Source organism: Microbacterium sufflavum, from assembly GCF_023091155.1.
Taxonomy (GTDB): Bacteria; Actinomycetota; Actinomycetes; order Actinomycetales; family Microbacteriaceae; genus Microbacterium; species Microbacterium sufflavum.
Genome location: NZ_JAHWXK010000003.1, coordinates 1 through 25,563, shown reverse-complemented (window position 1 = coordinate 25,563; position 25,563 = coordinate 1). Strand labels below are relative to the sequence as shown.

Annotated in this window: 23 protein-coding genes and 1 riboswitch; of the genes, 20 read left to right on the top strand and 3 right to left on the bottom strand. The window is 71.4% G+C overall.

The window, feature by feature from the left end; genetic code table 11:
• The first annotated feature begins 22 nt into the window (after nucleotides 1-22).
• The 15 genes from KZC56_RS16225 (at nucleotide 23) to argH (ending at nucleotide 18,060) form a co-directional block, all read left to right on the top strand.
• Nucleotides 23-769, top strand: coding sequence for an amino acid ABC transporter ATP-binding protein (locus tag KZC56_RS16225; RefSeq protein WP_136034321.1), 747 nt, complete (start codon nucleotides 23-25; stop codon nucleotides 767-769).
• A gap of 42 nt (nucleotides 770-811) precedes the next feature.
• Nucleotides 812-1,726: a glutamate ABC transporter substrate-binding protein gene (locus KZC56_RS16220; RefSeq protein ID WP_136034279.1), complete on the top strand. Its 915-nt coding sequence runs from the start codon at nucleotides 812-814 to the stop codon at nucleotides 1,724-1,726.
• An 81-nt stretch (nucleotides 1,727-1,807) separates the two neighbouring features.
• On the top strand, nucleotides 1,808-2,455 hold the full coding sequence (locus tag KZC56_RS16215; protein ID WP_136034277.1) for an amino acid ABC transporter permease: 648 nt from the start codon (nucleotides 1,808-1,810) through the stop codon (nucleotides 2,453-2,455).
• Nucleotides 2,452-3,378: an amino acid ABC transporter permease gene (locus KZC56_RS16210; protein ID WP_206253196.1), complete on the top strand. Its 927-nt coding sequence runs from the start codon at nucleotides 2,452-2,454 to the stop codon at nucleotides 3,376-3,378. The genes KZC56_RS16215 and KZC56_RS16210 overlap by 4 nt, the downstream gene beginning before the upstream one ends.
• 49 nt (nucleotides 3,379-3,427) lie before the next feature.
• Entirely contained in the window at nucleotides 3,428-4,468 is a 1,041-nt protein-coding gene (gene pheS, locus KZC56_RS16205) for a phenylalanine--tRNA ligase subunit alpha (RefSeq protein ID WP_136034273.1), read from the top strand.
• Complete coding sequence (pheT, locus tag KZC56_RS16200; RefSeq protein ID WP_247639015.1) at nucleotides 4,468-6,972, top strand: phenylalanine--tRNA ligase subunit beta; 2,505 nt, start codon at nucleotides 4,468-4,470, stop codon at nucleotides 6,970-6,972. The genes pheS and pheT overlap by 1 nt, the downstream gene beginning before the upstream one ends.
• Nucleotides 6,973-7,053: 81 nt before the next feature.
• Entirely contained in the window at nucleotides 7,054-8,043 is a 990-nt protein-coding gene (locus tag KZC56_RS16195; RefSeq protein ID WP_247639014.1) for an NAD-dependent epimerase/dehydratase family protein, read from the top strand.
• Nucleotides 8,044-8,050: 7 nt separating this feature from the next.
• Nucleotides 8,051-8,144, top strand: a riboswitch (TPP riboswitch).
• Complete coding sequence (gene thiM, locus KZC56_RS16190; RefSeq protein WP_247639013.1) at nucleotides 8,135-8,983, top strand: hydroxyethylthiazole kinase; 849 nt, start codon at nucleotides 8,135-8,137, stop codon at nucleotides 8,981-8,983. (Overlaps the previous riboswitch by 10 nt.)
• Nucleotides 8,980-11,130 (top strand): bifunctional hydroxymethylpyrimidine kinase/phosphomethylpyrimidine kinase, encoded by a 2,151-nt coding sequence (locus KZC56_RS16185; RefSeq protein ID WP_247639012.1) that lies wholly within the window; start codon nucleotides 8,980-8,982, stop codon nucleotides 11,128-11,130. Before thiM ends, KZC56_RS16185 begins: the two co-directional genes overlap by 4 nt.
• 239 nt (nucleotides 11,131-11,369) lie before the next feature.
• Nucleotides 11,370-12,434 carry an N-acetyl-gamma-glutamyl-phosphate reductase gene (gene argC / locus KZC56_RS16180; protein WP_247639011.1) on the top strand — a complete coding sequence of 355 codons (1,065 nt, stop codon included), beginning with the start codon at nucleotides 11,370-11,372 and terminating at the stop codon, nucleotides 12,432-12,434.
• On the top strand, nucleotides 12,431-13,588 hold the full coding sequence (gene argJ, locus KZC56_RS16175) for a bifunctional glutamate N-acetyltransferase/amino-acid acetyltransferase ArgJ (protein WP_247639010.1): 1,158 nt from the start codon (nucleotides 12,431-12,433) through the stop codon (nucleotides 13,586-13,588). The genes argC and argJ overlap by 4 nt, the downstream gene beginning before the upstream one ends.
• Nucleotides 13,585-14,502: an acetylglutamate kinase gene (argB, locus tag KZC56_RS16170; RefSeq protein WP_136044381.1), complete on the top strand. Its 918-nt coding sequence runs from the start codon at nucleotides 13,585-13,587 to the stop codon at nucleotides 14,500-14,502. Before argJ ends, argB begins: the two co-directional genes overlap by 4 nt.
• The gene (locus KZC56_RS16165) at nucleotides 14,499-15,704 is read left to right on the top strand and encodes an acetylornithine transaminase (RefSeq protein ID WP_136034255.1); all 1,206 of its coding nucleotides are present in this window, start codon (nucleotides 14,499-14,501) and stop codon (nucleotides 15,702-15,704) included. The genes argB and KZC56_RS16165 overlap by 4 nt, the downstream gene beginning before the upstream one ends.
• Nucleotides 15,701-16,630, top strand: a complete 930-nt coding sequence (argF, locus tag KZC56_RS16160) for an ornithine carbamoyltransferase (protein WP_136035884.1) — start codon at nucleotides 15,701-15,703, stop codon at nucleotides 16,628-16,630. The genes KZC56_RS16165 and argF overlap by 4 nt, the downstream gene beginning before the upstream one ends.
• A complete protein-coding gene (argH, locus tag KZC56_RS16155; protein ID WP_206253210.1) occupies nucleotides 16,630-18,060 on the top strand; it encodes an argininosuccinate lyase in 1,431 nt (476 codons plus the stop codon). The genes argF and argH overlap by 1 nt, the downstream gene beginning before the upstream one ends.
• A gap of 60 nt (nucleotides 18,061-18,120) precedes the next feature.
• Here argH and KZC56_RS16150 read toward each other — a convergent pair whose 3' ends face one another.
• Complete coding sequence (locus tag KZC56_RS16150; protein WP_247639009.1) at nucleotides 18,121-18,699, bottom strand: DUF1349 domain-containing protein; 579 nt, start codon at nucleotides 18,697-18,699, stop codon at nucleotides 18,121-18,123.
• A gap of 68 nt (nucleotides 18,700-18,767) precedes the next feature.
• Here KZC56_RS16150 and KZC56_RS16145 point away from each other — a divergent pair, with 68 nt between their 5' ends.
• A complete protein-coding gene (locus KZC56_RS16145) occupies nucleotides 18,768-19,412 on the top strand; it encodes a SatD family protein (protein ID WP_136036549.1) in 645 nt (214 codons plus the stop codon).
• The gene (locus KZC56_RS16140; protein WP_136036548.1) at nucleotides 19,409-20,212 is read left to right on the top strand and encodes a hypothetical protein; all 804 of its coding nucleotides are present in this window, start codon (nucleotides 19,409-19,411) and stop codon (nucleotides 20,210-20,212) included. The genes KZC56_RS16145 and KZC56_RS16140 overlap by 4 nt, the downstream gene beginning before the upstream one ends.
• Before the next feature lies 1 nt (nucleotide 20,213).
• Here the strand turns inward: KZC56_RS16140 and KZC56_RS16135 are convergent, their stop codons facing one another.
• On the bottom strand, nucleotides 20,214-20,576 hold the full coding sequence (locus KZC56_RS16135) for a MerR family transcriptional regulator (protein WP_136034243.1): 363 nt from the start codon (nucleotides 20,574-20,576) through the stop codon (nucleotides 20,214-20,216).
• A 53-nt stretch (nucleotides 20,577-20,629) separates the two neighbouring features.
• Here KZC56_RS16135 and KZC56_RS16130 point away from each other — a divergent pair, with 53 nt between their 5' ends.
• From KZC56_RS16130 to KZC56_RS16120, 3 genes are read left to right on the top strand one after another with little or no spacing between them, the layout of a single operon-like run.
• Nucleotides 20,630-21,583 carry an aldo/keto reductase gene (locus KZC56_RS16130; protein WP_136036547.1) on the top strand — a complete coding sequence of 318 codons (954 nt, stop codon included), beginning with the start codon at nucleotides 20,630-20,632 and terminating at the stop codon, nucleotides 21,581-21,583.
• A gap of 38 nt (nucleotides 21,584-21,621) precedes the next feature.
• Entirely contained in the window at nucleotides 21,622-22,923 is a 1,302-nt protein-coding gene (gene tyrS / locus KZC56_RS16125; protein WP_247639008.1) for a tyrosine--tRNA ligase, read from the top strand.
• Between the two features lie 12 nt (nucleotides 22,924-22,935).
• Nucleotides 22,936-23,736: a DUF4184 family protein gene (locus KZC56_RS16120; RefSeq protein ID WP_247639007.1), complete on the top strand. Its 801-nt coding sequence runs from the start codon at nucleotides 22,936-22,938 to the stop codon at nucleotides 23,734-23,736.
• A 24-nt stretch (nucleotides 23,737-23,760) separates the two neighbouring features.
• Here the strand turns inward: KZC56_RS16120 and KZC56_RS16115 are convergent, their stop codons facing one another.
• Nucleotides 23,761-25,116, bottom strand: coding sequence for a CoA transferase (locus KZC56_RS16115; protein ID WP_247639006.1), 1,356 nt, complete (start codon nucleotides 25,114-25,116; stop codon nucleotides 23,761-23,763).
• Between the last annotated feature and the right edge of the window lie 447 nt (nucleotides 25,117-25,563).

The following is a 25,563-nucleotide window of genomic DNA, read 5'->3' as shown; positions in this document are numbered from 1 at the left end:
GCGTGGCTAGTTTGGAGAAATGATGACCTCTGAAACCCCTCTCGTCGTCGTGGAGAACGTCCAGAAGCACTACGGCGAGTTCCAGGCGCTCAGCGACATCGACCTGACCGTGAACACCGGCGAGGTCGTCGTCGTGATCGGCCCGTCCGGGTCGGGCAAGTCGACGCTGTGTCGCACGATCAACCGCCTGGAGACGATCACGAGCGGCTCGATCCGCATCGACGGCAAGGAGCTCCCCGCCGAGGGCAAGGCGCTCGCGCACCTGCGCGCCGACGTCGGCATGGTGTTCCAGTCGTTCAACCTCTTCGCCCACCTCACGATCCTGGAGAACGTGACGCTCGGGCCGATCAAGGTCCGCGGCCTCAAGAAGTCGGAGGCCGAGGCCGAGGCGATGACGCTGCTGAAGCGCGTGGGCGTCGCGCAGCAGGCGAACAAGCTCCCCGCGCAGCTCTCCGGCGGTCAGCAGCAGCGCGTCGCGATCGCGCGGGCCCTGGCGATGCAGCCCAAGGTCATGCTGTTCGACGAGCCCACCAGTGCGCTCGACCCGGAGATGATCAACGAGGTCCTCGACGTCATGGTCGAGCTCGCCCAGGACGGCATGACGATGATCGTCGTCACGCACGAGATGGGCTTCGCGCGCAAGGCCGCCGACCGTGTCGTGTTCATGGCCGACGGCCGGATCGTCGAGGAGGCGAAGCCGGAGGAGTTCTTCACCAACCCGAAGAGCGACCGCGCCAAGGACTTCCTCTCGAAGCTCCTCACCCACTGACCCCACCAGACCCTGCACCCACAGCACACGAAGGAGACGCACATGCGACGCACACGGACACTGGCAGGCATCGGGATCGCGGCGGCGGCGCTGCTCGCCCTGACCGCCTGCAACAGCGGCACCCCGTCCAGCACCGGAGCACCCGAGGACGGCGACGAGGACACCTCGAGCGCCACGCCGTGGACGGTGCTGGAGGACGTCAGCATCGACGGCAGCCCGACCTTCGACCGGATCTCGGAGTCGGGGACCGTCAAGGTCGGCGTCAAGGAGGACCAGCCCGGTCTCGGCTACCTCGACCCCGTGACCGGCGACCGCACCGGCTTCGACGTCGACATCGCGCGCTGGATGGCCGCATCGCTCGGCGTGGACCCGGAGAAGATCGAGTTCCAGGCGATCGCCTCCGCGAACCGCGAGCAGGCCATCGTCAACGGCGACATCGACTACTACGTCGGCACCTACTCGATCACCGACAAGCGCAAGGAGCAGATCTCCTTCGCCGGCCCGTACTTCGTCACCGGTCAGGGCCTCCTCGTCGGCGCCGACAGCGACATCGAGAGCGTGGACGACCTGAGCTCGTCCACCACGGTGTGCTCGGCGACCGGCTCGACCCCGATCCAGAACATCAAGACGAACTACCCCGATGTCCCGACCAAGGAGTACGACACGTACTCCAAGTGCGTCGAGGACCTGAAGAACGGTCAGGTCGACGCGGTCACGACCGACGAGGCCATCCTCATCGGCTACGCCGCGCAGGACCCCGACAACCTGAAGGTCGTCGGCGAGCCCTTCAGCGAGGAGCGCTACGGCATCGGCGTGGCCAAGGGCGACGACGCGCTGGTCGAGTACTTCAACACGCAGCTGACCGACGGTGGCGACATCTGGCAGCAGATCTTCGACAACAACCTCGGTGCCTCCGGTGTGAAGGCGGAGCAGCCCGAGGTCGACCCGGTCGGTTGATCACCGCGGGGCGGGCGGCACGGTCGCCCGCCCCGCTTCCGTCGCCTCATCTGACGTAGAAACGAACCGAAAGGCACAGCAGTGGGAGTGATCTCAGACCACCTCGATCTCTGGGGTGAAGCGCTGTGGGGGACCATCGCGCTGTTCCTCGGCGGTGGCCTCATCGCCGTGGTGCTCGGCCTCATCGTGGGCGCGGCCAGGGTGTCGCCGGTTCCGATCGCGCGCGCCGTCGGTGGCGTGTACGTGAACTGGATCCGCAACACCCCGCTCACGCTGGTGATGTTCTTCTTCGCGTTCTGCCTCCCGATCCTGCTGGGGGAGCGGGTCAACGCCCTGCTCCTCGCCGTGATCGCGCTGGGCCTCTACACCGCCACCTATGTCGCGGAGGCCATCCGCGCCGGCATCAACACGGTTCCGGTCGGGCAGGCGGAGGCCGCGCGGGCGATCGGACTGAACTTCGGCCAGGTCATGCGCTACGTCGTGCTCCCGCAGGCGACGCGGTCCGTGGTCCCGCCGCTCATGAGCGTGCTGATCGCCCTCATGAAGAACACCACGGTGGCCGCCGGGTTCTCGGTGGTCAACCTCGGCACCATCCGGGCGGCACTGAGCGAGCGCGGTGAGAACGCGCTGGTCGTGCTGCTGTGGGTCATGGTCATCTTCGTCGTGCTCGTGCTGCTGCTCAGCTGGGTGCAGCGCGTGCTCGAGAACAAGTGGAGGATCGCGCGATGAGTTCCGTCCTGTTCGACGTCCCCGGGCCCCGCGCGGTCGCCCGCAACCGTCTCATCGGCGCCGTCACGGTGCTGGTGGTGCTGGCCGTCCTCGGCTGGGTGGTGTGGCGGTTGTACGCCACCGGCCAGTTCGCCCCCGAGAAGTGGAACATCTTCACCTACTCCGCGGTCTGGGTGCGCTTCGGCGAGGGACTGCTGAGCACCCTGGCCGCCTTCGCGGTCGCGGGGGTCGGCTCCCTCGTGCTCGGTTTCGTCCTCGGCATCGGCCGGCTCTCCGAGCACGCCTGGGTGCGTGAGCCCGTGCGGTGGATCATCGAGATCCTGCGGGCCGTGCCCGTCCTGATCCTGATGATGCTGCTCTACTACGGTCTTCCCGTGCTCGGCGTCAAGATGCCGCCCTACTGGGCCGTGGTCATCGCGCTGATCGTCTACAACGGCTCCGTTCTCGCCGAGGTCCTGCGCGCCGGGATCGAGTCGCTGCCGCGCGGACAGCAGGAGGCCGGTTACGCGATCGGTCTGCGCAAGACGGGGGTCATGTCGCTCATCCTGCTCCCGCAGGCCGTGCGGGCCATGATGCCCGTGATCATCGCGCAGCTCGTGGTGGCGCTGAAGGACACCGCGCTCGGCTTCATCATCACGTATCAGGAGCTGCTGTACGTCATCAACCAGATCGGCAACCAGGCGCCCTACGGCTCGCCGCTGATCCCGGCGGCGATCGTCGGCGGCTCGATGTACGTCGCGGTCTGTCTCCTGCTCTCCTACATCGCCTACCGGCTGCAGCGTCGGGCGAAGCGCTCGCCGAAGGCGGGACCGGCCGAGCCCGATCCGCGGCAGCACGGCGGCGAGACCAACACCTCGCTCATCGTGCTCCAGAAGGGTGCGGGGAAGTTCGACGCCGACAGCGCCGGAGGTCCGGGTCTCTGAGTCGCGACCGGCGCGGGACGCTCGTCCCGCGCCGGTAGACTCGACTCCCGTGTCAGAGTCTCCGGAAATCACCCCCGACGCGGTCGAAGCCGCCGTCGCCGACGCCCTCGCGGCGATCGATGCGGCCGCCGACACCGCCGAGCTGAAAGCCGCCCGAGCCGCGCACGTCGCCGAGGGATCGCCGCTCGCGGTCCTGAACGCCTCGATGCGCCAGGTCGCCCCCGAGAACAAGGCCGCGTTCGGCAAGCTCGTGGGCCAGGGGCGGGGGCGCGTGACCCAGGCGCTCGCGGCGAAGGAGGCCGAGCTGGCCGCCGCCGAGGTCGCCGCACGGCTCGAGGCTGAGCGGGTCGACATCACCGCGGTCCCCTCGCGCACGCGCGTCGGTGCCCGCCACCCGCTCACGCTGCTCCAGGACCAGGTCGAGGACATCTTCGTCGGCATGGGATGGGAGATCGCGGAGGGGCCGGAGCTCGAGCACGAGTGGTTCAACTTCGACGCGCTGAACTTCGACGTCGATCACCCCGCTCGCCAGGAGCAGGACACGTTCTACGTCGACCCGACCTCGCGTCACCTGGTGATGCGCACGCACACCAGCCCGGTGCAGGTGCGCTCGATGCTCGACCGCGAGGTGCCGATCTACGTGCTGTGCCCCGGGCGGGTGTACCGCACCGACGAGTTCGACGCCACGCACCTGCCGGTGTTCACGCAGTTCGAGGGGCTCGTGATCGACAAGGGCATCACGATGGCGCACCTGAAGGGCACGCTCGACCACTTCGCGCGTCAGCTCTTCGGCCCGGAGGCGAAGATGCGCTTCCGCACCAACTACTTCCCCTTCACGGAGCCGTCCGCTGAGCTCGACCTGTGGCACCCGACCTTCAAGGGCGGCGCGCGCTGGATCGAGTGGGGCGGCTGCGGCATGGTCAACCCGAACGTGCTGCGCGCGGCAGGGATCGATCCAGAGGTCTACAGCGGCTTCGCGTTCGGCATGGGCATCGAGCGGGGACTCATGTTCCGCAGCGATGTGCAGGACATGCGCGACATGGCCGAGGGCGATGTCCGTTTCAGCGAGCAGTACGGGATGGTGGTGTGATGCGCGTCCCGCTTTCGTGGCTGCGTGAGTACGTCGATCTGGCTCCCGAGACCACGCCCGAGGATGTCCTCGCGGCGCTGGTGACGGTGGGCTTCGAAGAGGAGGACGTGCACCGCTTCGCCATCACGGGTCCCGTGGTGGTCGGCCAGGTCGTGTCGCTCGAACCGGAGCCCCAGTCCAACGGCAAGACCATCAACTGGTGCCAGGTGGACGTCGGTGAGGAGCACGGCGGCGTCCGCGGGATCGTCTGCGGGGCGCACAACTTCGCCGCCGGGGACAAGGTCGTCGTGACCCTTCCCGGTGCGGTGCTGCCCGGCCCGTTCCCGATCGCCGCGCGCAAGACCTACGGGCACGTGTCCGACGGGATGATCGCCTCCGCGCGCGAGCTCGGCCTCGGCGACGAGCACAACGGCATCGTCGTGCTGTCCGACCTCGGCATCGATGCCCCGGTGGGCACCGACGCCATCGCGCTGCTCGGCCTCGACGACGTCGCGGTGGAGATCAACGTGACGCCCGATCGCGGCTACGCCTTCTCGGTCCGCGGTGTCGCCCGCGAGTACGCCCACGCCACGGGCGCGACCTTCCGCGACCCCGCCGAGCGCGACTTCGCCGAGCTGCAGCCCGGCTCCGGTCACACGACCGTCGTCGACGACCGGGCCCCGGTGCGCGGCAACGTCGGTGCGAGCGAGTTCGTCACGCGCGTCGTGCGGGACGTGGACCCGTCGCGCCCGACGCCGCCGTGGATGATCGCCCGGCTGAGCCTCGCCGGCATGCGGTCGCTGGGCGTGCTGATCGACATCACGAACTATGTGATGCTCGAGCTCGGGCAGCCGCTGCACGGCTACGACCTGGACAAGCTCGCGGGCGGCATCACGGTGCGTCGCGCGACGCCGGGCGAGAAGATGACCACGCTCGACGGCGTGGAGCGTGCGCTGCACGAGGAGGACCTGCTCATCACGGACGAGTCCGGACCCATCGGCCTCGCCGGTGTCATGGGCGGCGGCACGACCGAGATGAGCGACACCACGCGCAACGTGCTGATCGAGGCGGCGACGTTCGACCCCACGACCATCGCCAGGACGGCCCGTCGCCACAAGCTGCCCAGCGAGGCCTCCAAGCGCTTCGAGCGGGGCGTCGACCCGCTGATCCCCTTCGTGGCGGCGCGTCGGGCGGCCGACCTCATGGTCGAGCTCGCCGGCGGGACGCTCACCGACGAGGGTGGCGCGCTGTTCGCCGAGGTGTTCGTGGGGGACATCGCGCTGCCGGCCGGCTTCGTGCAGGGGCTCATCGGCGTGGACTACACCGACGACGAGATCACGGGCGCCCTCACGACCATCGGCGCCGAGGTGACCGAGGCGGAAGCCGGCTGGACCGTGATCCCGCCCACCTGGCGACCCGACCTCACCGACAAGTGGACGCTCGCGGAGGAGGTCGCCCGCATCCACGGGCTCGACCGCATCCCCGCGGTGTTGCCGACGCCGCCGTCCGGTCGCGGCCTCACCGCCCACCAGCAGGGTCGTCGCCGCGTGGCGAACGCACTCGCGGCGGCGGGCTTCGTCGAGACGCCGACGTTCCCGTTCACGACCGAGGCGCAGAACGACCTGCACGGTTCCGCGTCGGGGGAGCACCTGCCGAGCATCCGCCTGGCGAACCCGCTCGACGGGCAGGCCCCGTACCTGCGCCGCTCGCTGATCCCGGGGCTGCTGCAGACCGCGCACCGCAACATCGCCCGCGGCATGACCGACCTGGCCCTCTTCGAGACGGGCCTCGTGTTCCTGCCGGAGCCGGGCGTCGAGTACGGAACCGACGAGGTGCCGCCGCTCGGCGTGCGCCCCTCCGACGAGACGCTCGCCGCGCTCGACGCGTCCATCCCGCCCCAGGAGCGCCACATCGCGGTGCTCCTCACCGGCAACGTGTCGCCGCGTCAGCCGGGTCGTCCCGCCGAGGCGTCGGGGCTGGTCGAGGCGCTCGACGCCGTGCGCGTGATCGCCGCCGCCGCGGGCATCGACATCGACGTGCGACAGGCGCAGCGCGCCGCGCTGCATCCCGGCCGCACCGGGGCGCTCGTCGCGGCCGGCGAGGAGGTCGGCTACGTCGGGGAGCTGCACCCCTCGGTGGCGGAGGACGCCGACCTGCCCGGTCGCGCCACCGTGCTCGAGCTCGACCTCGACCGCATCCTCACCCTCGCGGGGACGCGGATCGTGGCGGCCTCGCTGTCGACGTTCCCCGCGGCCACGCAGGACGTGTCGCTGACCGTGGCCGCCGATGTGCCGGCGGGCGAGGTGCGGGCGGCGCTCGCCGAGGGGGCGGGCGCGCTGCTGGAGTCGGTGCGACTGGTCGACGACTACCGCGGTGAGGGCGTGTCCGAGGGAGCCAAGAGCCTGACGTTCGCGCTGCGTTTCCGCGCCGACGACCGGACGCTCACCGCTGCGGAGGCGACCGACGCCAAGCTGGCGGGTGTCGCGGTCGCGGCGGAGCGATTCGGCGCCGCACTGCGCGACTGATCGACCCCGTCGCGAAGGCCTTCCGCTCTGCCCTGAGCGGAAGGCCTTCCGCGTTTCCCCGGATGCTGCTGGCATGGGCACATGACGGATGTGCTGATCCTGGGCGGGACGGGCTGGCTCTCGGGGCGGATCGCCCACGGCTGGCTGGAGGCGGGCGCGGACGTGACCTGCCTCGCGCGCGGGGGGCGTGCCGCTCCCGACGGCGCGGCGCTGATCGTCGCCGACCGGGACGCACCGGACGCCTATGCGGAGGCCGCCCGCCGCGAGTGGGATCACGTCGTGGACGTCTCCTCACGGGCGGCGCACGTCGCGGGGGCCGTCGCGGCCCTGGGCGATCGTGCGGCGCAGTGGACGTACGTGTCGTCGATGTCGGTGTACGCCGATGACATGACCGCGGGCGCCGACGAGTCCGCGCCGCGTCACGCGCCGGCGCGTGACGGCCAGGGGGAGGACGACTACGCGGCCCAGAAGGTCGCGGCGGAAGACGCCGTCGCGGCCCTCGGCGCACGCGCGCTCGTCGCGCGTCCCGGGCTGATCGTGGGCGACGGAGACCCCAGCGATCGCTTCGGCTACTGGGCCGCCGCCTTTCTCCGCGCGGCCGACGGTCCGGTGCTCCTGCCGCCCCTCGACGGGAAGACCGCGCAGGTGATCGATGTGGACGATCTGGCGGCGTTCCTCGTGACGGCGTCTCCCGGTTCTCCCGTGAATGCGATCGGCGACGCGCGTCCGCTCGGGGAGGTGCTGGACGCCGTGCGTCGTGCCGCTGGTCACGAGGGGGCGACGGTGATCGCCGACGCGGATCGGCTGGTGGCCCAGGGCGTGGAGTACTGGATGGGCCCGCATTCGCTCCCGCTCTGGTTGCCCGAGGAGATGACCGGATTCATGACGCGGTCGAACGCCGCCTATCGGGCGCGCGGCGGGGCGCTGCGTCCGCTGGCCGACACGATCGCGCGCGTGATCGACGACGAGCGCGCACGCGGCGTCGACCGGGAACGGAGGGCGGGGCTGACCCGCGCCGAGGAGCTGCGGATCCTCGCGGCCGTCACGGAGGGACCCGCCGGGGCTCGCTAGACTGCGAGGCAGTGACACGGGGTGCCGCATCCGCGGCTGAGATCACACCCGTCGAACCTGATCTAGTTCGTACTAGCGAAGGGATGTCGCGATGAGCGATCTTCTGCGTCCTGTTTCCACCCCCGACCTCGCCGCCTCGGCGGGAAGACTGCGGGAGGCGCTGCGGCAGTCGCCTCCGTTGACGCACTGCGTCACCAACGCGGTCGTCACGGGCTTCACCGCCAACGTGCTGCTCGCCCTGGGCGCCGCGCCCGCGATGGTCGACATCGTCGGCGAGGCCGAGATGTTCGCCGGTGTGGCCTCCGGTCTGCTGATCAACCTGGGCACGCCGACGCCCGAGCAGCGCGCCGCGAGCGTGGAGGCCGTGACGGGAGCCGCGGCGTCCGGCACCCCGTGGGTGCTCGACCCGGTCGCGATCGGCGTGCTGCCGGTGCGCACGACCCTCGCGCATGAGCTCGCGGCGCGGCGTCCGACCGCGATCCGCGGCAATGCGTCCGAGATCCTCGCCCTGGCAGGCCACACGGCCGGCGGTCGCGGCGTCGACGCGACCGACGGCACCGAGGCCGCTGCCGGGGCGGCGCAGGAGCTCGCCCGCACCACGGGAGCCGTGGTGGCCGTGTCCGGGCCCGTCGACCTGATCACCGACGGCGATCGCGTCGTGCGCATCGCCAACGGCCACGAACTGCTCACGCGCGTGACGGGTGGCGGCTGTGCTCTGGGCGCCGTGATGGCGGCCTTCCTCGGAACTGCTCAGCAGACGGGAGACGATGCGCTCACGGCGGTCGCCGCGGCGACCCTCGTCTACACCGTGGCGGCTGAGCACGCCGCCCCGGTCGCCGCAGGGCCCGGCACTTTCGCTGTCGCGCTGCTGGACGCGCTCGACGCCGTGACCGCGGATGACGTCGCCGCGGGCGCCCGCGTGTCGGAGGAGACCCGATGAGTGCCGACTTCTCGCTGTATCTCGTCACCGATCCCGGGCTGTGCGGGAAGCGCGGTGTGGTCGAGACCGTGCGCCGCGCGGTCGACGGCGGCGCACGCATCGTGCAGCTGCGCGACAAGAACGCCGCGCACGAGGAGACCGTCGAGCAGCTGATCGCGCTCTCCGCCGTGATCGACGGGCGGGCGCTGCTGATGGTCAACGATCGTCTGGACGCCGCTGTCGAGGCGCGGGCGCGCGGCGCGCGGGTCGACGGCGTGCATCTCGGCCAGGCCGATGCGTCGGTGCGGCGTGCGCGAGAGCTGCTCGGTCCGGACGCGCTCATCGGACTCACCGCGAACACCCGTGAACACCTCGATGCCGTGCGCGCACTGCCGCAGGGCACCGTCGATTACCTCGGTGTCGGGGTGATCCGCCCCACGAGCACCAAACCGGACCACCCGGAGCCGCTCGGCGTCGAGGGGTTCGCGGCCTTCGCGGCCGAGAGCCCGCTCCCGTGCGTCGCGATCGGCGGGGTCGGCATCGATGACACCGAGGCGCTCCAGGCCGCAGGCGCGGCGGGGCTCGCCGTGGTCTCCGCGCTCTGCGCCGCCGCGGACCCCGGGGAGACGGCCTCCGCGTTCCGTCGTCGTTGGCGGGCGGGGGTCGTGCCGCGTGTGCTCAGCATCGCCGGCAGCGACCCGTCGGGCGGCGCCGGCATCCAGGCCGACCTGAAGGCGATCGCCGCGAACGGCGGATACGGGATGGCGGCGCTCACCGCCCTCACGGCGCAGAACACGCGGGGAGTGCGGGCGGTCCACGTTCCTCCGGCGGATTTCCTCCGCGCGCAGCTGGACGCCGTGTCCGACGACATCGTCATCGACGCCGTGAAGATCGGGATGCTCGCCGACGCCGAGGTCATCCGCACGGTGGCCGACTGGCTCGATGTGCAGCGTCCCCCGGTGGTGGTGCTCGACCCGGTCATGGTGGCGACATCGGGCGACCGTCTGCTCGCCCCCGACGCGGAGCGTGAACTGCGGGGGCTGCTGACGCGCGCCACGGTGGTCACGCCGAACCTCGCCGAGCTCGCCGTGCTGGTCGGTCGCCCCGTCACCGACTGGCCGGATGCGCTCGCCGCTGCTGAGGAGCTGTCGGCCGACATCGGCGCCGCGGTGCTCGTGAAGGGCGGGCATCTCACGGGTGACGAGGCGCCGGATGCGCTGGTGGACGCGGACCGCGGCCTGCGGGACGAGTTCCCCGGAGCGCGCATCCCCACCACCAACACTCACGGCACCGGCTGTTCCCTGTCGTCGGCGCTCGCCACCCTGCTCGCCCGCGGTCTCACCCCGTCCGACGCGGTGCGTGCCGCGCGCGCCTGGCTGCGAGAGTCGCTGCGGGCGGCGGGTGCGCTCGCCGTGGGGCAGGGACATGGGCCCGTCCATCATTTCGCTGGAATGTGGGACCGCGGCGACCTGGAAACCCGGCAGACGGCGGAGGAGATCGCCGGCGACTGGTGGCAGGACATCTCCGACGTGCGCGACGGGATCGACGCGCTGCCCTTCCTCCGCGGTCTCGCCGACGGCACACTCGCGCGCGAGCCGTTCCTGTTCTACCTCGCGCAGGATGCGCTGTACCTGCGCGAGTACGCGAGGGTGCTCGCGGCCGCGGCGCGGACCGCTCCCACCTCGGCGGAGCAGGCGTTCTGGGCGCACGCGGCGCACGGATCGATCGTGGGGGAGCTGGAGCTGCACGCGTCGTGGCTCACGCCCGAGCGCGGGGTGAGCGCGGAGACGTTCGCGGCGGAACCCGCGCCCGCGACCACCGCGTACCTCGACCATCTGCGATCGGTCGCGTTCGGCGGCGATCATGCCGAGCTCGTCGCCGCCGTGCTGCCGTGCTTCTGGCTGTACACCGATCTGGGCAGGCGGCTGCACGCGGGAGACTTCGGCGTGGAGGCCCGTGATCCCGATCACCCCTATGCCTCGTGGCTGTCGACCTACGCCGATCCGGCGTTCGAGGAGGCGACGGCGCAGGCCATCGCTTTCGCGACCGCGGCGGCATCGCGGTCTGACGCCTCCGGACGGGAGCGCATGCGGCGCGCGTTCCGCACGTCGAGCGCACACGAGCTGGCGTTCTTCGCCGCGCCGCTGGAGGCCGCCGCCGTCGGATGACGGTGCGGATTTGCGGTGGCGACGACGGCCGCGCTACTGTCGCGACATGCCTTCGGCCGCCACCGCTCCTTCGACGCTCGCTCCGAGCGTCATCGCTGTGCGCCGACGCCGCGGCCGCCGACTCTAGGCGACCCCGCCCTCCTGCCTGCGCGTGCGCGGCGGTCGAGTGCCGGTGTCGCCGCCTTCGGCCCCGCCCCCGGTCCCGAAATCGTCGAGGACCCGACCGTTAAGGTAGAAGCATGACGTACTCCGTCGCCGTCTCCGGCGCATCGGGCTATGCAGGCGGCGAGATCCTCCGCCTCCTGGCCGCCCACCCCGACATCGAGATCCGCACCGTCACCGCGCACTCGAACGCCGGTCAACCGCTCGTCGACCACCAGCCGCACCTCCGCTCGCTCGCGCATCTCACGCTCCAGGACACGACTCCCGAGATCCTGGCCGGTCACGACATCGTGTTCCTCGCCCTCCCGCACGGCCAGTCGGGGCAGTACACCGACGCGCTCGGCGACGTCCCGCTGGTGATCGACGCGGGCGCCGACCACCGGCTCACCTCGTCGGCCGCCTGGGACGCCTTCTACGGCGGCGCGTTCCATGAGCCGTGGGCGTACGGCGTTCCCGAGCTGCCGGTCGCGGGCGGACGGCAGCGCGACGCGCTGCGCGGGGCGACGCGCATCGCGGCTCCCGGATGCAACGCCTCCACGGTCAGCCTGAGCCTCGCACCGGGTGTCGCCGCCGGAGTGATCGACCCGTCCGACATCGTGTCGGTCCTCGCCGTCGGCCCGTCCGGGGCGGGCAAGAGCCTCAAGCCGAACCTGCTCGCCAGCGAGATCCTCGGCTCGGCCAACCCCTACGCGGTCGGCGGCACCCACCGGCACATCCCGGAGATCCGGCAGGCGCTCGCTGCGGCCCGTCCGGCCGACGCCGACGCCTCGGGCGCCGACATCCGCATCTCGTTCACGCCGGTGCTCGTCCCGATGTCGCGGGGCATCCTCGCCACCTCCACCGCGCCGATCGTCGAGGGCGCGACCGACGCGGAGATCCGCGCGGCCTGGGAGAGCGCGTACGGCGAGGAGACCTTCGTGCAGCTGCTGCCGGCGGGCAGCTTCCCCCGCACCGCCGACGTCCTGGGCGCCAACACCGCCCTGATCGGCCTGGCGATCGACCGCTCCGCCAATCGGGTCACCGTCGTCACCGCCGTCGACAACCTCGTCAAGGGCACGGCCGGTGCCGCCATCCAGTCCATGAACATCGCGCTGGGGCTCCCCGAGGCCCGTGCCCTCTCGATCAACGGAGTCGCCCCGTGAGCGTTACCGCACCCGCAGGATTCGAAGCAGCCGGGGTCGCCGTCGGCCTCAAGTCCACTGGCAAGCCCGACGTCGCCGTGGTCGTGAACCGGGGCCCGCGCAAGGTCGGAGCCGCGGTGTTCACCAGCAACCGCGCCAAGGCGAACCCCATCATCTGGTCGCAGCAGGCCGTGGCCGACCGGGTGGTCGAGGCCGTGGTGCTCAACTCGGGCGGGGCGAACTGCTTCACCGGCAGCTTCGGCTTCCAGACCACGCACCAGACCGCCGAGACGGCCGCCGAGCTGCTGGGCATCAGCGCGGGCGACGTGCTCGTCTGCTCGACGGGCCTGATCGGCACGGGCGACGAGGCCTTCCGCGCCAAGGTGCTCGAGGGCACGGCGCAGGCCATCGCCGAGCTCAGCGCCGACGGGGGAGAGAGCGCCGCACACGCCATCATGACCACCGACACGGTCGCGAAGACCGCTGTCGTGTCGCGCGACGGCTGGACGATCGGCGGCATGGCGAAGGGCGCGGGCATGCTCGCCCCGGGCCTGGCGACCATGCTCGTGGTGCTCACGACCGACGCGGTGCTGGAGCCGCTGCAGGCCGATGAGGCGCTGCGCCGTGCGACGGGGCAGACGTTCGACCGGCTCGACTCGGACGGCTGCATGTCGACCAACGACCAGGTCACGCTGCTGGCCAACGGGGCCTCCGAGGTCGTGCCGGACCTCGACGACTTCGCGGAGGCGCTCACGGCGCTCTGCCAGGAGCTCGCGGTGAAGCTGCAGGGCGATGCCGAGGGAGCGAGCCACGACATCACGATCGAGGTGCGCCACGCGATCACCGAGCAGGAGGCCGTCGAGGTGGGCCGTTCGGTCGCCCGCAACAACCTCTTCAAGGCCGCGATCTTCGGCAACGACCCCAACTGGGGTCGGGTGCTCGCGGCGATCGGCACCACCAACGCGCAGTTCGACCCGTACGACGTGGACGTGTGGATGAACGGGGTCCGGGTGTGCACGGCGGGCGGCCCCGACCGTCCGCGCGAGGAGGTCGACCTCACGCCGCGCGCCACCCACCTGCTGATCGACCTCAAGGTCGGCGAGGCCACCGCGACGGTGCTCACGAACGACCTGACCCACGACTACGTGCACGAGAACAGCGCCTACGCCTCATGACCGACATCCAGGACACCACGCCCGACGTCGCCGCGCAGAAGGCGACCACGCTGATCGAGTCGCTGCCGTGGCTGAAGACCTTCCGCGACCAGATCGTCGTGGTCAAGTACGGCGGCAACGCCATGGTCTCGGACGAGCTGCAGGAGGCCTTCGCGCAGGACATCGCCTACCTCCGCTACGTCGGCGTGCAGCCCGTGGTCGTGCACGGCGGCGGGCCGCAGATCTCCGACATGCTGCAGCGGCTGGAGATCCCGAGCGAGTTCAAGGGCGGATACCGCGTCACCAACACCGAGGCGATCAGTGTCGTGCGCATGGTGCTCACCGGGCAGGTGAACCCGCAGCTCGTGGCGAAGATCAACTCGCACGGGCCGATCGCCACGGGGCTCAGCGGAGAGGACGCCGGTCTGTTCGGCGGGCGTCGCCGCGGCGTGGTCGTCGACGGCGAGGAGATCGACCTCGGCCGGGTCGGCGACGTGGTGCAGGTCGACCCCACCGCGGTGCTCGACCACCTCGCGGCCGGTCGCATCCCGGTCATCTCGAGCATCGCGCCCGACCTCGACCACCCCGGCCAGTCGCTGAACGTGAACGCGGATGCGGCCGCCGCGGCACTCGCCGTGGCGCTCGGGGCGCGCAAGCTGGTGATCCTCACCGACGTGCCGGGGTTGTACGCCGACTGGCCCAACCGCGACTCGCTCGTGTCGCACCTCACCTCGGATGCGCTGATCGAGATGCTGCCGCGCCTGGAGTCGGGCATGATCCCGAAGATGCGGGCGTGCCTGGACGCGGTCGAGGGCGGCGTGGACGCCGCGGCGATCATCGACGGACGGGTACCGCACTCGGTGCTCGTCGAACTGTTCACCAGCAAGGGAATCGGGACCGAAGTGGTCCTGGGAGAGAAAGGGGCGACGGCATGACCGTCTGGCAGGACGACGCGGCACGTGATCTCGTGCTCAACGCGGGGGAGCGGCTGGCGCTGCTGACCCGTGGAGAGGGCTCGTACCTGTGGGATGCCGACGGCCGACGCTACCTCGACTTCCTCGCCGGCATCGCCGTGACCTCGCTCGGTCACGCGCACCCGGTCTTCGTCGACGCGGTCGCCACGCAGGCGGCCACGCTCGCGCACGTCTCGAACTACTTCGCGACGCCGCCGCAGCTCGCGCTCGCCGCACGGCTCAAGCGTCTCGCGGGTGCCGGCATCGACGGGCGCGTGTTCTTCTCCAACTCGGGGGCCGAGGCCAACGAGGCCGCGTTCAAGCTCGCGCGCCTGCACGGTGGAGCGGAGCGCCCGCGCATCCTCGCGCTGGAGAACGGGTTCCACGGTCGCACCATGGGGTCCCTCGCGCTGACGGCGAAGGAGTCGATGCGCGCGCCGTTCGCTCCGATGCCGGGCGGGGTCGAGCACATCCCGGCCACCGTCGAGGCGTTGGAGGCCGCGATGGACGACCGGGTCGCGGCCGTCATCGTCGAGCCCATCCAGGGCGAGGCCGGTGTCGTCGAGCTGCCGGAGGGCTACCTCGCGGCGGCGCGCTCGCTCACGCTCGCGCACGGGGCTCTGCTGATCGTCGACGAGATCCAGACCGGTGCCGGCCGCACGGGCGAGTGGTTCGGCTTCAGTCACGAGGGCGTCACGCCCGACGCGATCACGCTCGCCAAGGGCATCGGCGGCGGGTTCCCGATCGGGGCCCTGGTCACGTACGGTGCCGCGAGCGCCCTGTTCACTCCCGGTTCCCACGGCTCCACGTTCGGCGGCAACCCGCTCGCGACCGCCGTGGCCGACGCGGTGCTGGCCGAGATCGAACGCGCGGATCTGGTCGGCAATGCGGCCCGCCGTGGCGCCGAGCTGCGCGAGATCATCCTGGGCATCGACTCGCCGCTCCTCGCGGGTGTCCGCGGCCGTGGCCTCCTCGTCGGCGTCGCGCTCACCGAGCCGGTCGCCGGAGCCGTGGTCGCGGCAGCCCAGGAGCGCGGTCTGATCGTGAACGCCGCGAACCCCGAGACCGTGCGCATCGCGCCCGCCCTCACGATCGGCGACGCCGAGCTGGCCGAGTTCCGCGAGCTGTTCGCGGCGAGCCTCGCCGACGTCCACTCCTCCGCCCCCGGAAAGGTACCCGCATGACCCGCCACCTGCTGCGCGACGACGACCTCACGCCCGCCGAGCAGGCGGAGATCCTCGACCTCGCCCTCGAGCTCAAGAAGGACCGCTGGGCCGACAAGAGCCTCGCGGGCCCGCAGACCGTCGCCGTGATCTTCGACAAGTCGTCCACCCGCACCCGGGTGTCGTTCGCGGTGGGCATCGCGGATCTGGGCGGCAGCCCGCTGATCATCTCGACCGCGAGCAGCCAGCTGGGCGGCAAGGAGACGCCGTCCGACACCGCACGGGTGCTGGAGCGCCAGGTCGCCGCGATCGTGTGGCGCACGTACGCGCAGGCGGGACTCGAGGAGATGGCGGAGGGCACCCGCGTTCCCGTCATCAACGCCCTGTCCGACGACTTCCACCCCTGTCAGCTCCTCGCCGACCTGCTGACCATCCGCGAGCACAAGGGCGACCTGAAGGGACTGACCCTGACGTTCTTCGGTGACGGGCAGAGCAACATGGCCCACTCCTACGCGCTCGCCGGGGTCACGGCGGGCATGCACGTGCGGATCGCCTCGCCCGAGGACTACGCGCCGCGCGCCGATGTGATCGAGGCCGCCGACCGCCGTGCGGCGGAGACCGGCGGCTCCATCACCCTGTTCACCGACCCGGTCGAGGCGGCGGCCGGTGCCGACGTCGTGGTGACCGACACCTGGGTGTCGATGGGCAAGGAAGAGGAGAAGATCGCACGCATCCGCGATCTGGGCGGTTACAAGGTGACGCCGGAGACCATGCAGCTCGCCGACGACGAGGCGATCTTCATCCACTGCCTGCCCGCTGATCGTGGCTACGAGGTGGACTCGTCGGTGATCGACGGGCCGCAGAGCGTGGTGTGGGACGAGGCGGAGAACCGCCTGCACGCGCAGAAGGCGCTGCTGGTGTGGCTGCTCGGCAAGAAGGACGCGTGATGACCGGACAGACGCACGAGGGCACGAACGAGGGCGCGCTGTGGGGCGCCCGCTTCGCCACGGGCCCCTCGCCCGAGCTGGTGGAGCTCAGCCGCTCGACCCACTTCGACTGGATCCTGGCGCCGTACGACATCGCGGGTTCGCACGCGCACGCCACGGCGCTCGCCGCGGCCGGATATCTGGAGCCGGACGAGGCCCAGCGCATGCACGACGGGCTGGACGCGGTGGCTCGCAGGGTCGCCGACGGCACGCTGCTGCCCGTCCCGACCGATGAGGACGTGCACGGTGCGCTGGAGCAGGCGCTGATCGCGGAGCTCGGGCCGGAACTGGGCGGTCGGCTGCGCGCCGGACGCAGCCGGAACGACCAGATCGCCACCCTCGTCCGGATGTACCTGATCGATCACGCCCGGGTGATCGCGCGCGACCTGCTGCGGGTGATCGATGCCCTGGTGGCGCAGGCCGAGGCCCACCCGGAGGCGATCCTTCCCGGCCGCACGCACCTGCAGCACGCTCAGCCCGTGCTCCTCGCGCACCACCTCCAGGCGCACGCGTGGCCGCTCGTGCGCGAGCTGGAGCGCCTGGTCGATTGGCGTCGTCGCGCGGGCGTCTCGCCCTACGGCGGGGGAGCGCTCGCCGGCTCGACGCTGGGGCTGGACCCGGCTCTCGTCGCGACCGAGCTGGGCCTCGATCGCCCGGCCGAGAACTCGCTCGACGGCACGGCCGCGCGCGATGTGGTGGCCGAGTTCGCGTTCATCGCGGCGATGACGGGCGTGGATCTGTCGCGCCTGTCGGAGGAGATCATCCTCTGGAACACCCGCGAGTTCGGCTTCGTCACGCTCGACGACGGGTACTCGACGGGCTCGAGCATCATGCCGCAGAAGAAGAACCCCGACATTGCCGAGCTCGCGCGCGGGAAGTCGGGGCGGCTGATCGGCAACCTGTCCGGTCTGCTGGCGACGCTCAAGGGCCTCCCGCTCGCGTACAACCGCGACCTGCAGGAGGACAAGGAGCCGGTGTTCGATTCGGTGCAGACCCTCGAGGTCGTGCTGCCGGCGTTCGCGGGGATGATCGCGACGCTGCGCTTCGACACGGAGCGGATGGCGGAGCTGGCGCCGCAGGGCTTCTCCCTGGCGACCGACGTGGCGGAGTGGCTCGTGAAGCAGCGGGTGCCGTTCCGCGATGCGCACGAGATCTCCGGCGCGCTGGTGCGCGCGTGCGAAGAGCAGGGGATCGGTCTGGAGGAGGCGTCGGACGAGCTGCTGCGGTCGGTGTCCGAGCACCTGGTTCCCGCGGTGCGGGAGGTGCTGACGATCGAGGGGTCCGTGGCGTCCCGGTCGGGCGTGGGCGGGACCGCGCCGGTGCGCGTGGCCGAGCAGCGCGCCGAGCTGGTGGCCAGGGCCCAGGCGGCGGCGCACGCTCTCGGGCTGTGAGCGGAGGGGGCCGCGGTCGTCCGCGGCCCGCTCCCGTCTCGGCGGTCTCGACCCGCGCGGCTAGTGCAGGTCGGCGTCTGCGGCGGTCCGCTCCCAGCGTGTGAAGCGGACGGTGAGCCCGGCGCGCGTAGGGGCGGCGAGGAACGGTCCGGCCGCGGCGGGGGCCTCGCCGTCGAAGGGCGCGACCCGCACGAGACGCCAGGGTCCGCCGTCGGCGGCGGCGCGGACGATCAGCGCGTCGCGCCAGCGGCTGACGCGGACGGTGATCTCGCTGTCCCGCCAGTCGTCGACGTGTCCGACCGACCAGTCGGAGACCACGGCGGTGACGACGGCGCCGAGCCCGAGGTGGCCGTCGGCGTGTTCGATGCCCGCCTTGACCCAGTGCTCGTCTTCGGCGCGCACGAAGAGGCCGGCCTGGTCGAACTGTCCTTCCCAGGGGGCGCGGAACGACACCTCCATCGCCTCGCCGACGGCCAGGGGAGCGAGGAGTGCGTGCTCGGTGTCGTGCACGAAGCCGTACGCGGTGTGCCGCCAGGCGTCGCTGCCCTCGGCGGCGGTCACGTCGAGGTGCGCTCCGCTGCCCGCGACGTCGGCGGGCGCGTGGGTCCAGGTTCCTGCACTCCAGGGCATGATGCTCATATCAGGCATATCTCCGATCTATAACCAAAAGATGCATAAACTCAGCTTATTCGTGCTACGGTTATGCCATGGTCATCGCCGTGATCGCCGACATCGTGGGCTCCCGCGAGCTCGACGACCGCAGTGCCGCCCAGCGGGCGCTCGACGACGCCATCGCCGAGGTCGAGTCCGACCGACCTCTCGCACTGCAGCCGCTCACGCCCACGGTAGGGGACGAGCAGCAGGCCGTCTATCGAGAGCTGACCGATGCGCTCACCTCGCTCCTGATGATCCAGCTGCGGCTGCCGGACGACCTCGCCTTCCGCTTCGGGATCGGCGTGGGGGAGGTGCGCGCGGTCGATTCGGTCCACGGTGAGCTCGCGGACGGGCCGGGATGGTATGCCGCGCGCGCCGCGATCGAGACCGTCCATGCCCGCGAACAGCGCGCCGTGCCGCGGACGCGCACCTGGATTGTCGGTGCCCCGGGTCAGGATGAGGTCATGCCCGCCGTGATCGCCGCCGCCAACGCCTACGTCCTCGTCCGCGACGAGCTCGTCGGCGCCATGACCGCGCGCGAGCGACGCCTCACCTACGGTCGGCTGATCGGCCGGTCGCAGCAGGAGCTGGCGGCACAGGAGAGCATCACGCAGCCCAGCGTCTCCAAGTCCCTGCGCAGTGCGGGGGCGGCGGCGCTCATCGAGGGACTGGCGGCGTTGCGAGGGGAGGGCGCATGATCCTCGCCGGCTTCCTGCTCCTCGCCATCGGCGCGGCCGATCTGGTGCGTCAGTTCGTGCCCCGTCGCTGGCTCGGATACGTGGTCGCCGCCGCGGTCATCGTGCTGCTCGGCATCGGAGGGGAGGCGCTCCTCTGGGCCGTCCTGGGCCTCGCCGGAGGTGCCCTCTGGGTGTGGAGCATGCCGGACGGCCGACCCTCCCGCGCCGGCTTCTGGCCCGCGGTCGCAGTGGCCGCCCTCAGCATCGGCGCGGTCGTGTGGGTGGGTGCGCGCGACGAGACCGGGCTCATCGGCGAGCTCTGGACGCTGCGGTCGCCCTTCGGCGAGGTGTCGTTCGACCTCGCCGTGCTCGCGCTCGGAGCCGGGGTCTTCCTGCTGGAGTCGTCGAACCTCGTGGTGCGGGCGGCCCTCGACGGCGAGCACACCTGGCGGCCGGCCGACCCCGCCCCGATCGCGGTCGCCCCGGAGCCGTCGTCGCCCGAGACTGCCGAACCCGCCGCGGCGCGTGCGGCGCAGGCCCCGGTGGAGGCGGTCCTGCCGGCGACCGATCCGCGCAACGGCTTCAAGGGCGGTCGGCTCATCGGACCGCTCGAGCGCGTGCTGGTGATGATCCTCACCCTCGCGGCCGCCTATCCCGTGCTGGCGGCCATGCTCGCGGCCAAGGGCATCGTCCGGTTCCCCGAGATCTCCCGCGACGGCGAGACCGGCGCCAGGGCCGAGTACTTCCTGGTCGGCAGTCTCGTCAGCTGGGTCATCGGGCTCGGTGCCGCGTTCCTGGTGTGGTGGGCCGCGCACACCTGAGTCAGGCCAGCTGCCTCCGGTACCAGGTCAGCTTCTCCTGGAGGCGGTGCTGCTGCGCGAGGACCTCCGCGAGCTGCCGCTCCACGGTCTCGGCGTGTTCCTCCAGGAGGGCGATCCGCTCGGGGATGGTGTCGTCGTCGCGGCACAGCTGTCCGTACCGCCGGAGACGCTCCACGGGCATCCCGGTCTCGCGCAGGCACTTGAGGAACTCGAGCAGCCCGAGCTCCGCATCGGTGTACACCCGGTGGCCTCCGGCCGTGCGCGGCACCGCGGGCAGGATGCCCTCGCGCTCGTAGTACCGCAGGGTGTCGATGCTGAAGCCGGAGCGGGCGGCGGTCTCGGCCGGCGTGTAGGTCGTGGTCATGCCGTGATCCTAGGGCTTGACCTGGAGTGCGCTCCAGGTTGCATGCTTCCTGCATGACCGCTTCTCCGCATCGCGCATCCCCGATCGTCCTCGGTGCCATGTCCTTCGGCACCCTCATCGATGAGGACACCGCCTTCGCCCTGCTCGACCGCTTCGTCGAACGCGGCGGCAGCTGGATCGACACCGCCGACTGCTACAGCTTCTGGGCCAGCGACACCGGGCACGGCGGGGCGTCCGAGGCGGTGATCGGTCGGTGGCTCGCCGCTCGCCCCGGTGTCCGCGAGCGCATCCGTCTGTCGACGAAGGTCGGTGCCGAACCGCTGTGGCCGGGCTCGTGGCCCGCGCACCGCACGGGCCTGTCGCCGCGGGCGATCGCGCAGGCGGTCGAGGGCAGTCTGTCGCGCCTGGGCGTCGACACCATCGATCTGCTCTGGCTGCACCAGGAGGATCGCGCTGTCCCCATCGAGCGGACGGTCGACGGCCTCGCGTCGCTCACCGGCAGCGGGACGGTCCGGCGCGTCGGCGCGTCCAATCATCCCGCCTGGCGCATCGAGCGGGCCCGCGCTCACGCGACGGCGATCGGCAGCGCGCCGCTCGATGCGCTCCAGCTCAACGCGACCTATCTGCGCGCGCGCCCCGGCACGTTGCCGCCGGGGGTGGTGCACCCGTTCGGCGTGCTGAGCGACGAGCAGCGCGACTACGCCGCCGCGAACGGTCTGGAGACCTGGGCGTACACGCCCCTGCTGTCCGGGGCGTACGACAACGCGGCGAAGGCGATCCCCGAGGTCTACGACCACCCCGGCACCGCGCGGCGCCTCGCGGTCCTCGACCGGATCGCGCACGCGCACGACGCCCAGCGCGGGCAGATCGTGCTGGCATGGCTGCTCGCGCACGGCATCCGGCCGATCCTCGGGGGGAGCAAGATCGCGCAGCTCGACACCGCGCTGGACGCGGCCGAGCTCGCCCTCGCGCCCGAGGAGATCGCCGAGCTCGACGGTGCGGTGTGAGGCGGGATGCCGCACCGCGCGCTGCTAGCCTGGAGCGCGTGTCAACTCCCGACCTGACGACCGCACCCCAGGCGATCGATCCCACGTTCGAGAACGTGTGGGACGAGATCGTGTGGCGTGGCCTGGTCCACGTGTCCACCGACCAGGAGGCGCTGCGCGCCCTGCTCGCGGGAGACCCCATCACGTATTACTGCGGGTTCGATCCGACCGCGCCGAGCCTGCACCTGGGTCACCTGGTGCAGCTGCTCCTGCTGCGTCGGCTCCAGCTCGCCGGGCACCGGCCGCTGGGTCTCGTCGGCGGCTCGACCGGGCTCATCGGCGATCCCCGTCCGACCGCGGAGCGCACGCTCAACACACGCGAGACGGTGGCCGAGTGGGTGGATCGCCTGCGGGGACAGGTGGAGCGCTACCTCAGCTTCGAGGGCGACAACGCGGCCCGCATGGTGAACAACCTCGACTGGACCGCGCCGCTGTCCGCCATCGACTTCCTGCGGGAGATCGGCAAGCACTACCGGGTCGGCACGATGCTGAAGAAGGATGCGGTCGCCGCGCGCCTCAACTCGGACGCGGGCATCAGCTACACCGAGTTCAGCTACCAGATCCTGCAGGGTCTCGACTTCCTGGAGCTCTACCGTCAGTACGACTGCCGTCTGCAGACGGGCGGGTCCGATCAGTGGGGCAACCTGACCAGCGGCACCGATCTGATCCACCGTGTCGAGGGTGTGTCCGTGCACGCGATCGGCACGCCCCTGATCACGAACAGCGACGGCACCAAGTTCGGCAAGAGCGAGGGCAACGCGATCTGGATCGATGCGGAGCTCACCAGCCCGTACGCGTTCTACCAGTTCTGGCTGTCGACGGCCGACGCCGACGTGATCGAGCGGCTCAAGGTGTTCACGTTCCTGACCAGGGCCGAGATCGAGGAGTACGCCGAGCTCGTCGCGACCGAGCCGTTCCGCCGCGCTGCGCAGAAGCGTCTGGCGCTCGAGGTCGTGGCGACCGTGCACGGCGTCGAGGCGACGGCGGCCGTGATCGCCGCGTCGGAGGCACTGTTCGGACAGGGCGACCTGACCGCTCTCGACCCGGCGACGCTGCGTTCCGCGCTCGATGAGCTGCCGCATGCGACCGTGGCGCCCGGCACTCCCGTGGTCGATGCGCTGGTCGCGACCGGGCTCGTGTCGAGTCTGTCGGAGGCGCGTCGGGCGATCACTCAGGGCGGTGTGTCGCTCGACGGTGAGCGGGTGGCGGACGACACGGCGACCGTGCAGGGCACGCTCCCCGGTGGGGTCTCGGTGCTGCGCCGAGGCAAGAAGACCCTCGCCGGCGTGTTCCTGAGCTGACGCGGCGTCCGGATGCCGTTCACGCCGAGTCACGCGATCGTCGCGCTGCCGTTCGTGCGCACGCCCCTCGTGCCCGCGGCGATCGCGATCGGTGCGATGACGCCGGATCTCCCGCTTTTCCTGCGCGGGGTGGGTCTCGACTACTCGTTCACGCACTCCGTGGCCAACGTGCTCTGGACGGCGCTGCTGGCCTTCGTGCTCTTCCTGCTCTGGCGTGTGGTGCTGCGGCCGTCGGTCGGTGAGCTGGTGCCGCTGTGGGTCGCGCGTCGGCTGCCGCGCGAGTGGGACGACCGCGGCTCCGTGGCCGCGGGCCGTGCGGTGGGGGTCGGCCTCGGTCGCCCCTGGTATCCGCTGCTGCTCGCGGTGTCGCTCGTGCTCGGCGTGCTGTCGCACATCGCGTGGGACGCGTTCACGCACGAGGGGCGCTGGGGCGTCGCGCTGTTCCCGATGCTGGATGAGCAGTGGGGTCCGCTGCTCGGGTACAAGTGGGTGCAGCACGGTTCGAGTGTGCTGGCGCTGCTCGGCCTCGGGCTGTGGGCGGCGCTGCGGCTGCAGCGTGCGGTGCCTCGCGACGCGGTCACCCGGTGGCTGCCCTCGCCGGTGCGGGTGACCTGGTGGCTCTCGCTGCCGGCGATCCTGGTGGCGGCGTGGGTGATCGGTCTCGCGGTGCTCGGTCCCCTCACGGCGGAGTTCACCGTCGCTCACCTGGCGTATCGCGTGCTGCCTCCGGCGTGCGCGGTGTGGGGTGCGCTCACTCTCGTGCTGTGTGCCGTGGTGGCTCTGCGCCGAGGGGACCCGGTCCGGTCGCGCTGACCGCGCGCGTCACCAGCGCGGTCGTCACCAGCGCGGTGCGTCCGACCCCCACGGGTGCGGCGCCGTGAACGCCGTGCCGGGGATGACCGGTGCCGCGGTGACGAGGGATACCCCGTCGACGTCGAACCTCGCCTCGTGCGAGGCCGCGTCCGGATCCGGCGCAGCGACCGGGTCCGTGCGGCGCGGCATCCCGAGAAGTTCGGCGGCGACCCGGCGCAGCGAGGTGCGTGCGATCCAGGATCCGCTCTCGCGCGCACGCCGTCCGAGCAGCGTGGTCACCGCCGCGGCGAGCAGGTAGCCGCTGCTGTGGTCGAGCGCCTGTGCGGGCAGCGCTCCGGGTACGCCGTCGTCGCCCTCGATCACCGCGATTCCGCTCTCCGCCTGCACCAGGCTGTCGAAGCCCGCGCGCTCCGGCGCGTCGGCACCCCACGCGCTGAGCTCGGCCACGACGAGACCGGGGTACCTCTCGACGAGGGTGTCGGGAGACAGGCCGAGTCGTGCGAGCGACGCCGGACGGTACCCCAGGACGACCACGTCGGCGGTGGCGAGCAGAGCGGACATCGCCGGGTCACGGGCATCGAGGATCGTGCTGCGCTTCCCGTGACCGGTGTCGAGGTGCTGCCAGGGGAGCTCGGCGATGGCCGGGGGATCGATCCGCAGCACGTCGGCACCGAGCAGGGCGAGTGTGCGTGTGCAGACGGGACCGGCGATCACGCGCGTGAGATCGAGCACGCGGATTCCGGCGAGGGGAGACGGAGGCCCGGACGTCGGACGACCGGAGGGCGCGGCATCGCCGACACGGGCCACCTCGATCAGAGGCATGGTGCGGAGACGGGCGTCGTGCTCCGGCTGCTCGGCCCGCACGGAGACCGCGAGTCCTCCGTGGTGCACGATCCGCCGGACGGCTTCGTCGCGGGGGAGCGCGGCGAGAGCTGCGGCGACGTCGGGGCGGCCGGCGTCAGGCGCGAGCCCCAGGGCGGATCGGAGCCCGCGAGCGTGATGGGGGTAGTTGCCGTGCGTCCGGATCCACCCGTCGGCGGTGGGCCAGAACCCCGACAGGGGAGACCAGACGGGCGGGGGAGCATCGTCGACCGTGAGGAGGCGGTCGCTCCGGTATGCGGCGGCGACCCGGGCGACATCCAGGTCCGCGACCCTGCGCCCCGCCGCCAGCGTCGCGGCGGCCGTGCTCCCCAGCGCGAGTTCCCCGGCGGCGGTACGGGCAGGGAGCGGGACGTCGCCTAGACCGGCGAGGTCTGGGAGCGCGTCGTGCACGGCAGCGGGCTCTCCGCCGATCTCTGTCCAGACCCGGCGCAGCAGGGCGGCGCTCGGACGGGTCCTCGCGGGAGCGGCGGCACGGGGGGAGGGACGGTGGGGGCCCATGGCGCGATGCTACTCCGCGGCTTCCGAGCGGAAAAACCCGGCTGATCCGGGCTGATGTGGTCCTGTCGCGGTGCCGACACGCCCGGGGGTGGTGCCCCGATTTGCCAGAACCCCGGAACCCACGTAACTTATTACTTGTTCGCCCCACAGGGAAGCGGAGAAGCCCAGAGCTTCACCCCCCTCAAGCGGAGAACCACCTCCCATTCCTTCTCTCTTGAGAGATCAGGCGCGTGCGTCTAGGATGGGAGATCCACCCCTTCTGCGGCTGTCTCAGCTGCGCAGCGGATCCTCGATCCGCCCGGCGCGCTGATTTGACAAGCGAGTCGGGATGGCTAAGATAGAGAAGTTGCCCTGCGGGCCTGGTTGTGATGGCTGGGTCGTGGGAGCATCCGATCCTTGAGAACTCAACAGCGTGCACTTGTCAAATGCCAAATTATCCTCGTTCAG